The sequence below is a fragment of the Pseudomonas sp. FSL W5-0203 genome, assembly GCF_001896155.1.
Classification (GTDB): Bacteria; Pseudomonadota; Gammaproteobacteria; order Pseudomonadales; family Pseudomonadaceae; genus Aquipseudomonas; species Aquipseudomonas paracarnis.
Map to the genome: position 1 here is coordinate 49,193 of NZ_MPOR01000031.1, position 11,463 is coordinate 60,655.

The 11,463-nt window shown below is 62.1% G+C and carries 10 protein-coding genes; 5 read left to right on the forward strand and 5 right to left on the reverse strand.

What is annotated here, in order from left to right:
- Positions 1-2: 2 nt before the first annotated feature.
- Positions 3-1,133, reverse strand: a complete 1,131-nt coding sequence (locus tag BOP96_RS22395) for a carbon-nitrogen hydrolase family protein (RefSeq protein ID WP_019819478.1) — start codon at positions 1,131-1,133, stop codon at positions 3-5.
- Between the two features lie 211 nt (positions 1,134-1,344).
- Here BOP96_RS22395 and BOP96_RS22400 point away from each other — a divergent pair, with 211 nt between their 5' ends.
- Complete coding sequence (locus BOP96_RS22400; protein WP_073454067.1) at positions 1,345-3,384, forward strand: NADPH-dependent 2,4-dienoyl-CoA reductase; 2,040 nt, start codon at positions 1,345-1,347, stop codon at positions 3,382-3,384.
- A 57-nt stretch (positions 3,385-3,441) separates the two neighbouring features.
- Positions 3,442-4,332: a 1-aminocyclopropane-1-carboxylate deaminase/D-cysteine desulfhydrase gene (locus BOP96_RS22405; protein WP_073454069.1), complete on the forward strand. Its 891-nt coding sequence runs from the start codon at positions 3,442-3,444 to the stop codon at positions 4,330-4,332.
- 151 nt (positions 4,333-4,483) lie between these two features.
- On the opposite strand, the gene BOP96_RS22410 is transcribed toward BOP96_RS22405, so the two are convergent.
- From BOP96_RS22410 to BOP96_RS22420, 3 genes are all read right to left on the reverse strand, one after another.
- Complete coding sequence (locus BOP96_RS22410) at positions 4,484-5,038, reverse strand: cytochrome b (RefSeq protein ID WP_014718978.1); 555 nt, start codon at positions 5,036-5,038, stop codon at positions 4,484-4,486.
- A gap of 114 nt (positions 5,039-5,152) precedes the next feature.
- A complete protein-coding gene (phnX, locus tag BOP96_RS22415; protein WP_014718977.1) occupies positions 5,153-5,980 on the reverse strand; it encodes a phosphonoacetaldehyde hydrolase in 828 nt (275 codons plus the stop codon).
- Between the two features lie 28 nt (positions 5,981-6,008).
- Positions 6,009-7,118 carry a 2-aminoethylphosphonate--pyruvate transaminase gene (locus BOP96_RS22420; protein ID WP_073454071.1) on the reverse strand — a complete coding sequence of 370 codons (1,110 nt, stop codon included), beginning with the start codon at positions 7,116-7,118 and terminating at the stop codon, positions 6,009-6,011.
- A gap of 112 nt (positions 7,119-7,230) precedes the next feature.
- On the opposite strand from BOP96_RS22420, the gene BOP96_RS22425 reads away from it, so the two are divergent.
- On the forward strand, positions 7,231-8,085 hold the full coding sequence (locus BOP96_RS22425; protein WP_073454073.1) for a LysR substrate-binding domain-containing protein: 855 nt from the start codon (positions 7,231-7,233) through the stop codon (positions 8,083-8,085).
- On the opposite strand, the gene BOP96_RS22430 is transcribed toward BOP96_RS22425, so the two are convergent.
- On the reverse strand, positions 8,061-8,951 hold the full coding sequence (locus BOP96_RS22430) for a LysR substrate-binding domain-containing protein (protein WP_014718974.1): 891 nt from the start codon (positions 8,949-8,951) through the stop codon (positions 8,061-8,063). The two genes, BOP96_RS22425 and BOP96_RS22430, sit on opposite strands and share 25 nt — an antisense overlap.
- 258 nt (positions 8,952-9,209) lie before the next feature.
- Here BOP96_RS22430 and BOP96_RS22435 point away from each other — a divergent pair, with 258 nt between their 5' ends.
- On the forward strand, positions 9,210-10,535 hold the full coding sequence (locus BOP96_RS22435) for an MFS transporter (protein WP_020302353.1): 1,326 nt from the start codon (positions 9,210-9,212) through the stop codon (positions 10,533-10,535).
- Between the two features lie 109 nt (positions 10,536-10,644).
- Complete coding sequence (locus tag BOP96_RS22440; protein ID WP_003192227.1) at positions 10,645-11,349, forward strand: YebC/PmpR family DNA-binding transcriptional regulator; 705 nt, start codon at positions 10,645-10,647, stop codon at positions 11,347-11,349.
- The last annotated feature ends 114 nt before the right edge of the window (positions 11,350-11,463 follow it).

Here is an 11,463-nt window from a genome sequence, read left to right on the forward strand (position 1 = left end):
CGCTACAGCCAGATATTCAGCAAGCGCGCACCACGGGCGTCGCCATCGGCGAAGACTTGCCCATTGCGGCTGAGAAAACTCTGGCCGGCGCTGCCCAGGTCCCAGAATTGCCCGCGCAGAAAGACGCTCATGCCCGCGGTGGCTTCGCTGACAGGTGGCTGGCTGATCAGGGTAAGACGACGCCAGGCCGCGCCCTCACTGGTTTCTTCGGGCTTGAGGCTCACTTCTGAGGGCGTAGATACGCTCTTGAAACCGCGCCACGGACGCTCCCAGGTATCGCGGCCGGTGACAAAAGCGGGTACCGCGATCAATTGCGCGCCTTGCTCGTTGAGCTTGCGGTAGTTGTCCGGGTACCAGCTGTCGCTGCCGACCAGGATGCCCAGGCGCCCGGCGGGGGTGTCGACAACGTTGACGACATGCTCATCGCCCGGCTCGATAAAGCCACGCTCATCGTAGATCGGGTAAAGCTGGCGCTGCGGCTGGCCCAGCGGCAAGCCGTCGGCGGCAAACACCACGCTGACGTTGTACAGCGCGCCGTGGCCGATCTCCAGTTGTCCCTGGATCACGCTTGGGTTGGGCAGGGCGATGGAGCCGGCCACCAGGGTCACGCCAAATTCTTTGGCGAGGCCGCCAAACAACACTTGATAGTCGCGGGCCATGGCCGGGGCTTTCATGCGCAGGTATGCATCGTCCATGCGGTTGTCGCCGGTGGCGCTGATCCAGGCTTTGGCAAATTGCAGCGGGTTGCTGATCGACAGCCAGTTCATGGCGTCCTTGAGGTGAGCGGCCTGGTACAGCTCATTCTTCTCTGCGCCGAGCATCAGCCAGGTGCCGATATGTTCCGGCAGCACCACCACGGTCTTGGCATTGATCAGCCCAAGGTCCCGGGCATTTTGCAGGTAGGCCGACAGCTTCAGGTGCAGGCGTTCCAGGCTTTGGTAATCGGCAGGGAACAGTTCCGGCTGGATGCCCAACAGGTTGCCCCGGTCGGCCGGTTCGCCCTCGTTGACGGCGAGGGTGATGCGCAGGTCGGACAGGTAATGCGCCACGGGGCGCTCCTGGGTCCAGACCAAGTACGCGGCGAGGGAGGCAACCAGGGCCATGATGACGGTGAACGCTAGAAGTTTACGCATGGGGCAACAGACAACAGACCAGGTGCAGGGTTCGCGACTAGGGTAGGGCCCATGGCGTGGCTTGCCAAGGGGCACTGTGCATTTGGATCAATAACTTGTCAGTTTCAGTCATTGAGCCGTGGTCCACCGCCTCTTAGTCTGTGGGACATAAACCGATGGCACGCCGTTCGAGTGCGCCACGTCCCGTGATGATCCGTTGTGGAGCTGTACCATGACCGCTGCTGCCTACCCGCACCTGCTGGCCCCGTTGGACCTGGGTTTTACCACCTTGCGCAACCGTACCCTGATGGGCTCGATGCACACTGGCCTGGAAGAAAAGCCCGGCGGTTTCGAGCGTATGGCCGCTTACTTTGCCGAGCGTGCCCGTGGCGGCGTGGGCCTGATGGTCACCGGCGGTATCGGCCCCAATGACGAGGGCGGCGTGTACGCCGGTGCAGCCAAGCTGACCACCGAAGAAGAAGCGCGCAAGCACAAGATCGTCACCCAGGCCGTGCACGACGCGGGTGGCAAGATCTGCATGCAGATCCTCCACGCCGGGCGTTACGCCTACAGCCCCAAGCAGGTGGCACCGAGCGCTATCCAGGCGCCCATCAACCCGTTCAAGCCCAAGGAATTGGATGAAGAGGGCATCGAAAAGCAGATCCAGGATTTTGTCACCTGCTCGCTGCTGGCCCAGGTCGCCGGGTATGACGGCGTCGAAATCATGGGTTCCGAAGGCTATTTCATTAACCAGTTCCTTGCCGCCCACACCAACCATCGCACCGACCGTTGGGGCGGCAGCTTTGAAAATCGCATGCGCCTGGCGGTGGAAATCGTGCGCCGGGTACGCGAAGCCGTAGGCCCGAACTTCATTATCATCTTCCGCCTGTCGATGCTCGACCTGGTGGAAGGCGGCAGCGTCTGGGAAGAAATCGTGCAGTTGGCCAAAGCCATCGAAAAGGCCGGCGCGACGCTCATCAACACCGGTATCGGCTGGCACGAAGCCCGCATCCCGACCATCGCCACCAAGGTACCCCGTGGTGCGTTCAGTAAAGTCACGGCCAAATTGCGCGGTTCGGTACAGATCCCGCTGATCACCACCAACCGCATCAACACTCCGGAAATTGCTGAGCAGATCCTGGCCGAAGGCGACGCCGATATGGTCTCGATGGCGCGGCCGTTTCTCGCCGACCCCGAGTTCGTCAACAAGGCCGCTGCCGGGCGCGCTGATGAGATCAATACCTGCATCGGCTGCAACCAGGCCTGCCTGGACCACACCTTTGGCGGCAAGCTCACCACCTGCCTGGTCAACCCGCGGGCGTGCTACGAAACCGAACTCAATTACCTGCCGGTCAAGCAGATCAAAAAGGTCGCGGTCGTCGGCGCAGGCCCCGCGGGTCTGGCCGCTGCCACCGTGGCCGCCGAGCGCGGGCATCAAGTGACCTTGTTCGACTCGGCCAGCGAGATCGGCGGCCAGTTCAATATCGCCAAGCGCGTGCCGGGCAAGGAAGAGTTCTTCGAGACCCTGCGTTATTTCAAACGCAAATTGCAGACCACCCACGTCGAGCTGTGCCTCAACACCCGTGTGGACGTTGCGCAACTGGTAGCGGGTGGTTATGACGAGGTGATCCTGGCCACCGGCATCGCACCGCGTACCCCGGCGATTCCCGGTGTCGACAACGCCAAGGTCCTGAGTTACCTGGACGTGATCCTTGAGCGCAAGCCGGTGGGCAAGCGCGTGGCGGTGATCGGCGCCGGTGGCATCGGTTTTGACGTGTCTGAATTCCTCGTGCACCAAGGCGTCTCCACCAGCCTGGATCGCGAGGCGTTCTGGAAAGAATGGGGCATCGACACCCAACTGCAAGCCCGTGGCGGCGTGGCCGGGATCAAACCCGAGCGCCATGCACCGGCCCGTGAAGTGTTCCTGCTGCAACGCAAGGCTTCCAAGGTGGGCGACGGCCTGGGCAAGACCACGGGCTGGATCCACCGCACCGGCTTGAAGAACAAGCAGGTGCAGATGCTCAACAGCGTTGAGTACCTGAAGATCGACGATGAAGGCTTGCATATCCGCATCGGCGCTGAGGGCGAGCCGCAAGTCCTGGCGGTGGACAATATCGTCATCTGCGCCGGCCAGGACCCGCTGCGCGAATTGCACGACGGCCTGGTCGCGGCCAACCAGAACGTGCACCTGATCGGCGGCGCCGATGTGGCGGCCGAACTGGACGCCAAGCGCGCCATCAACCAGGGCTCGCGCCTGGCGGCCGAGTTGTAAGGCGACAATAGGGGCGGTGTTAGACTACCGCCCCTTTTTTCATGCAGATGCGCCCACATGGGTCCTTTCGACTGGCTGCCCCACGCGCCCCTTGAATCTTTGCAGCTGGATTGGCTGAACGGCGTCGAGCTGGCCGTGCTGCGCCTGGACCGTATCGATCCGCTGATCAGCGGCAACAAGTGGTTCAAGCTCACCGAGCACTTGGCCCAGGCTCGCGATGCCGGAGCGTCAGGTATTATCAGCCTCGGCGGAGCCTACTCCAATCATCTGCACGCATTGGCGGCCGCGGGCAAGCGCTTTGATTTCCCCACCGTCGGCCTGTTGCGCGGCCATCCTCAAGACACACCCACGGTGCTCGACCTCAAGGCCTTCGGCATGCAACTGCATTGGCTCGGTTATGGCGGCTATCGCGCACGCCACGAGCCGGGCTTTTGGCTGCCTTGGCGCGAACAATATCCCCACCTCCATCCGATACCTGAAGGCGGCGGTGGGCTGGCCGGTGCGCAGGGCTGTGGCGTGTTGGTCGAGCAGGCGCGGGCGCAACTGGACAGCCTCGGTTGGAGCGATTACGACGCCTGGTGGTTGGCGGCGGGTACCGGCACGACACTGGCCGGGCTGGCACTGGCGGAGGCGGGCGCGCATCCGGTATATGGCGCCATGGCGGTGCCGGATGATCACGGTGTGGCGCAGAACGTGAGTGCCATCGTGCAGGACGGCTATACATTGCTGGACGCCTGTCGCGGCGGCTTTGCCAAGGTCGATCCGCTGCTGCTGGACTTCATCCAGTGCACCGAACAAGCGTGCGGTCTACCGCTGGAACCGCTCTATACCGGGAAGGCGCTGCTGGCGTTGAAACAGCAGATCGAGGCTGGACGCTTCAGCCCCGGCACGCGTCTGATCTTCATCCACACCGGCGGCCTGCAAGGCCGCCGAGGCTTCAGCGACTGACGCAAACCCCTTGTGGGAGCTGGCTTGCCTGCGAAAGCGGTCTTGCAGTAAGAGTCACTGTGACTGACACACCGCCTTCGCGGGCAAGCCCGCTCCCACAGGGGAGTTGCGCTTAACTGATGGCCTGAGTTCAGTCGACGAATGGGTTGGGTTAAAGCCTCCTCCCACCCGGCATCATGCGCAGCGCCGTGTTATCGCGCACCACATAATGATGAAAGATCCCCGCCAGTGCATGCAGCCCGATCAACCAATAACCGACCTGGGCGAACAGCACATGCCAGCCTTCAATCTCCTCGGCCAGCGCCTTGTTTTCCGCGATCAGCGGCGGCAATTCCATTCCATAGAACATCACCGAATGCCCTTTGGCACTGACGATCAACCAACCGGCAATCGGCAACCCGATCATCAACGCATACAGCGCCCAGTGCATCAGCTTCGCCAGCAGATTCTGCCATTGCGGCGGTGCCGGCACGATCTTCGGCGCCACCCCCAGGCTGCGTGCGAACAGGCGCAGCCATACCAGCACAAACACGGTAAGGCCGAGCATAAAGTGCATTTCCACAATCAGCGTGCGTGCGCCGCTGCCTTTGGGGAATTGCCCGCGCAGTTCAATGCAGGCGTAGACCACCGCCAGCAGCACCACCATCAACCAGTGCAACGCAATGGACATAGTGCTGTAGCGCGTATCGGAATTTTTCCACGGCATCGCTGTGTTCCTCACTCATCAGGGCATACCTCCATTCTTTAGCGATGGAGTGCATTAACTGTATGCCTGTTTTGAGCGCTGCGCTTGTTGCCAATGCCCTTGTCTTGACTTCGGTCAGTAGGCCTGCGGCATTTCCCCGCGGGCCAGTCGCTGGTTGATGTCACTGATGACCCGTGGCAGATCGGTGATGGTGTCAATCAGGTAGTGTGGACGTGAAGCTTCGAACATCGCCTCGATGCGCTGGCGCTCGCTGGCCAGTGTGTCGCTGTCCAGAGCGCGGAATTGCTCGTAGGTGAGGCCCAGCGCGTTGCCCGAGCAGGTCAGGGCCACGGTCCACATGCCGGCACGTCGGCCTTCGAGAATGCCCGGCACGGTGTCGTCGACCTTCACGCAGGCGGCCACATCATCAATGCCCAGGGCGATCACGTTGGCCAGTGCCTGGGCCGGCCAAGGGCGACCGTTGGGGACTTCGTCGGTAGCCACGACGTGGTCGGCGACATAGCCGTTGGTGGCGGCCAGGGCCACGACCTTGTCCATCACTTGCTTGGGATAGCCGGAGCAGGAGCCGATCTTGATCCCTTGCGCCCGCAGCGCTGCAATGGTGTCGAGGGCGCCGGGGATCAGGGCCGAGTGTTCAGCGATCTTCTCGATCTGCAGCGGCATGAAGCGCTGGTAAATGGCGGTCACATCGTCGTCGGTCGGCGTGCGGCCGAACGCCTTGCGGTAGCGTTCGGCAACCTGCGGCTGGTCGCAGAGGGTACGGATATGGTCCCACTTGCCCATGCCCATCGGGCCACGGGCTTCCTCGATAGACACCTGCACGTCGAACTCGGCGAAGGCCTCGACAAAAATCTGCGTGGGGGCGAAGGAGCCGAAATCGACCACGGTGCCGGCCCAGTCGAGGATAACGGCCTGGAGGGTGTTGGGGTTTTGATAGTTCATGGTTCAGATCCTGTGGTAATGGGGGGAGTCAAATATCCAACACTTCCATTTCTTGCAGCACCTCGGCGATGGCCTCGACCGCCGCGCGCATGCCGGCTGCGTCGACATGGCCGATGCAGCCCACGCGAAAGGTTTCCACCTGGGTCAATTTGCCGGGGTACAGGATGAAACCCTTGGTCTTGACCCGTTCGTAGAAGTCCTTGAACTGGTAGCGCGGGTCTTTTGGGGCGTGGAAGGTGACGATGATCGGCGCCTGGATTGCCGCCGGCAGAAAGCTGCGCAGGCCCAGCGCAGCCATGCCATCCAGCAGTGCCTGGCAGTTGTCCGCGTAGCGTTGATGGCGGGCGGGCAGGCCGCCTTCTTCTGCGTATTGCAGCAGCGCCTCATGCAGGGCGGCAACCACGTGGGTCGGCGGGGTGAAGCGCCATTGTCCGGTCTTGGCCATATAGGTGTGCTGGTCGAACAGGTCCATCGCCAGGGAATGGCAGTTGCCCTGGGACGCAGCCAGCGCCGCTTTTTCGGCAAAAACAAAGCCCATCCCCGGCACGCCTTCCAGGCATTTGCCCGAGGCGGCAATCAGCGCGTCGAAGGGGATTTCACGGGCATCAATCGGTAGCGCGCCGAAGGAACTCATGGCGTCGATGATCAGGCGCTTGCCGTGGCGTTTGACCACCTCGGCGATCTGCGGCAACGGGTTGAGAATGCCCGTGCTGGTTTCGCAATGGATCAGCGCGACGTGGGTGATGGCGCTGTCGGAGCTCAACAGGCGATCCACATCGGCGGCAGTGGTGGGCTCGTCCTCGGCGGTTTCAAAGGTGCTGAATTCGCGGCCAAGCACCTCGCAGATTTTCGCCAGGCGCTTGCCGTAGGCGCCGTTGATCAACACCAGCACCTTGCCATTGCGGGGAACCAAGGTGCCGATCGCCGCTTCGACGGCGAAGGTGCCGCTGCCTTGCAGCGGCACGCAGTGGTGGCTGTCCGCACCGTTGAGGATCGCCAGCAGCTGCGTGCACACACTGGCTGTGAGCTGGTTGAAGCGGTCGTCCCACGACCCCCAATCCACCATCATCGCCTGGCGGGTGCGGGTCGAGGTGGTCAGGGGGCCGGGGGTCAACAGGATCGGCGCGGCAGTGGGCATATCAAATCCTCGCAAGGTGTTGGGGTTCAAGCTACGGCGCCTAAATTGCAGTTTGGCTTGTCATCAATCAAATTGTTTGTTGTTATGCGAGCTATCAGTGAGGCCGATAACGATGAACCTGTTCCAACTGCGTGCATTCGATGCCGTGGCCCGTGAGGGCAGTTTTACCCGCGCGGCGGCTCGGCTGTTTATCAGCCAGCCGGCAGTGACCGGGCATATCAAGGCGCTTGAGGAGCACTACCAGATCCCGCTGTTGCGCCGCACCGCCCGCCGGGTGGAGTTGACCGAGGAGGGCGCACGCTTGGCGGCCATCACGCGGGCGATCTTCGGTTTGGTCGACGAGGCGCAAACCATGCTGGAGGCCAACCGCCAGTTGCTCACCGGGCGCCTGGAAGTGGCGGCGGACGGCCCGCATTTGGTCATGCCGATGATCGCCAGCCTGCGCGCGCGCTACCCTGGCATTACCGTGAACCTGCGTTTGGGCAATGCTCAGGAAACCCTGGCGGCGCTGCTGTCCGAACATGCCGATGTGGCGGTGCTCACCGAGGTGGAGCCGCGCAATGGCCTGCACTTGCAACCCCTGGACGAGTCACGGATTTGCGCCTTGGTGCCGGCTGCGCATCCGTGGGCTAGGCAGGCCAGCGGTATTGAACCGGCGCAGTTGCATGAGGTGATCATGGTGCTGCGCGAGCCGAGCTCCATCACCCGCCGCACTTTTGATGACGCGTGCCTGGCGGCGAATGTGCAACCTAAGGTGCTGCTGGAACTGGACAGTCGTGAAGCCGTGACCGAAGCGGTGGCGGCAGAGTTAGGGGTGGGCGTGGTGTCGTCGATGGAGGTCAGCCCGGACCCGCGTGTACAGGCGGTACCGATCCTGGGCGATGGCCTGCTGAACCGGCACATGCTCGGCTGCATGGAGCGGCGCCGCTCGCTGCGCTTGATTCAGGCGTTTTTCGAGTTGGCGTGAAGGCTCTCACGCACGATCTCCAGGAAGGTCGCGACCACGCGGCGTGAACTCTGCTCTTTCAGGCACACCAGGGTTTCTTTCATGCGTTGTGTGCAATCGCGGATCGGCATGGCGTATACCCGCGCGTCGGCGCCGAACTCTGCCGCCGACACCACGCCCACGCCAATTCCCACCACCACGGCTTCCCGGGCGGCTTCGCGGCCTTCCACCTGGATGGCCGGGCGAATGCGCAGGCCGGCCTGGCGCATTTCCTGCTCCAGGGTTTGACGGGTGACCGAGCCGGTTTCCCGCAGCACCAGCGGAGTGTTATCGAGGTCGGCCAGGCAAATCGATTCGCGCCCGGCCCAGGCATGGTCACGTGCGACAAAAGCCAGAAGTTGATCGTCGGGCAGCGGCAGTGACAACAGGCGCGGATCATCGACATCGCGCCCCAACAGCGCCAGGTCGGCCTGGTAGTTGTAAAGGCGCGACAGCGACTCATCGGTGTTGCCGGTTTCGATTTTCACGCTGATCCCAGGGTAGCGCTGGCAGAAGCGCGCAATCTGCGGCAGTACGTGCACGGGTGCATCCACCGCCAGGGTAAGGGTGCCGGTGAGCAGGGCGCGCGAATCCTGCAGCAATTCTTCGGCTTCGGCTTCGATCACAAACAGGCGCTGGGTGATGCCCAGCAGGCGCTCACCCAGATCGGTCAGGCGCACCGAGCGCTTGTTGCGGTGGAACAGCAACACGCCGAAGCGCTCTTCCAGTTTGCGCACCTGGTCGGAAATCGCAGGCTGGGTCAGGAACAGGCGTTCGGCCGCCCCGGTAAAACTGCCGTGAATGGCCACCGCATGGAAGGCTTTGAGCTGGGCATGGGAAACCGACATGGCGCGTCCTCTTACAAGCTGGGCTTATATTTGAAATACGATAAATCGATTTTACCTATGAGTCAGCCATTGCTTTCATGCGCCTCAGTCGCCGTAGGTTGAGTCCTACAACCACGGCTGCCATGGGGGCAGGCACACCGCACCCATCTGACCAATGCCGCGCTCTCCAAGGCCCGGCATTGCAGTGCTCAACCATAAAAACAACAGGCGTTTTCTTTCGATTCTGCCGGCACACTCACACCTGAGGTCAGAACCACCATGAATATCCCTATGGGTAGCATCAAGCGTTGGCGCGTGCAGATTTTTGCCATCACCTGGCTGGCGTATGCCGCGTTCTATTTCACCCGCAAAGCGTTTTCAGTGGCGAAGCTGGGGATCGGCGACGACCCGAGTTTCCCCCTCGACAAAATGATGATGGCCAACCTGGATGGGCTCTACCTCGCCGCGTATGCCGTAGGCCAGTTCACTTGGGGCATGCTTGCCGACCGCTTTGGACCACGGGTGGTGGTGCTCGGTGGCTTGCTGATTTCCGCAGGCGCAGCGCTGGTGATGGGCACCTTTGCCACCTTGCCGATCTTTGTTACCTGCATGTTGGTACAGGGCTTGGCCCAGTCCACTGGCTGGTCGGGGCTGTGCAAGAACCTCGGCAGTTTCTTCCCGGCCCAGCAGCGGGGGCGGGTGCTGGGGTTATGGAGTTCGTGTTACGCGTTCGGCGGATTGGTCGCGTCACCGTTTGCCGGTTGGTGGGCCTATACGCTGATCGGTAGTTGGCATGCGGCGTTTATTTCCAGTGCCGCAGTGGTAGCGGTGGTGGCCGTGCTGTTCTTTATGTTCCAGCGCAATACCCCGCAGGATGTGGGCTTGCCGGCAGTCGAGCCTGAGCCGGTGCTGAGCGCCGAGCAGTTGGCCGCCCAGCAGCGCGTCAGCGTACTCGAACCCCTGCGCGCGATCCTGCGTAACCGCACAGTGTTGACCCTGGGGCTGGCGTACTTCCTGCTCAAGCCGGCGCGCTACGCGATTCTGTTGTGGGGGCCGGTGATCGTCTACGAGCAGATGCCGTCGGTGGGCAAGGTCGGCGCCGCCATCGTGCCCACCGCGTTTGAGTTGGCTGGTTTACTGGGGCCAGTGTTGATCGGCCTGGCCTCCGACAAACTGTTCGGCGCCCGGCGCATGCCCGCCTGTGTGCTGAGCCTGTTGGCGCTGACGGTTGCCCTGGCGCTTTTCATGGGCGCGCTGCACACCGGCAGTGTGGTGCTGGTGATGACGTTGCTGTTTGTCATGGGGCTGACGCTGTATGGGCCCGACTCAATGATCAGCAGCACGGCGGCCATCGACTTCGGCACCGCCAAGGCCGGCGCTACCGCCGCGGGTTTTGTGAACGGCTGCGGTTCGGTGGGGGCGATTCTGGGTGGTTTGCTGCCAGGCTATTTCGATACCGTGACGGTATTTATCGTGTTTGCCGGTGCGGCGCTGTTTTCTTCGTTGGTGCTGATGCCCTACTGGAATGCCAGGCCCGCCGTACTGGCCCAGGCGGGGGATTTTGTGCCGGACCGCAATGCGGTGATCAAACCCTTGCGCACCTGAGTACCCTGGCCGGTTTTTTGGTGGAACGAAGCGTTCTCGCGCTATAAACTCTGCCCCCAAAGCGCCGGCCAGTAGACGTTTCGGCGCGATGGAAATAAGAGAGTGAGTCATGGGCGCACAGTGGAAAGTCAAACATAAAGAAGCGGCAGCCAATGCCAAGGGCAAGATTTTCGGCAAGCTGGTGAAAGAAATCACCATCGCCGCCCGCAACGGCGCCGATACCGCGACCAACGCGCACCTGCGCCTGGTGGTGGAACAGGCCAAAAAAGCCTCGATGCCCAAGGAAACCCTGGACCGCGCAATCAAAAAGGGCGCCGGTCTGCTCGGTGAGACCGTGCAATACCACCGCGTGACCTACGAAGGTTTCGCGCCGCACCAGGTGCCTTTGATCGTCGAGTGCGTGACCGACAACATCAACCGCACCGTGGCGGAAATCCGCGTGGCCTTCCGCAAAGGCCAACTGGGCGCTTCCGGTTCGGTGGCCTGGGATTTCAACCATGTGGGCCTGATCGAAGCATCGCCGGACACGCCGGACGCTGATCCGGAAATGGCCGCTATCGAAGCGGGCGCCCAGGACTTTGAAGAGGGTGAAGAAGGCGCCACCTTGTTCATCACCGAAACCACCGACCTGGATGCTGTGCAGAAGGCCTTGCCGGAGCAGGGCTTCACCGTGCTGTCGGCCAAGCTGGGTTATATCTCCAAGAACCCGGTCAGCGGTTTGACCGATGAGCAGATGGCAGAAGTCGAGGCGTTCCTGGAAGGCCTGGACAACCATGATGATGTGCAGGATATGTTTGTCGGCCTGGCGGGCTGATGTTTATCTGAGTACACGCGGTCAACCTGTGGGAGATTCTATGGTTGAGGGGCAACCCTCAACCAACTTTTGGCTGATATTCGCTTTGCCCTTTCAGCAGAGCGAACACCACCC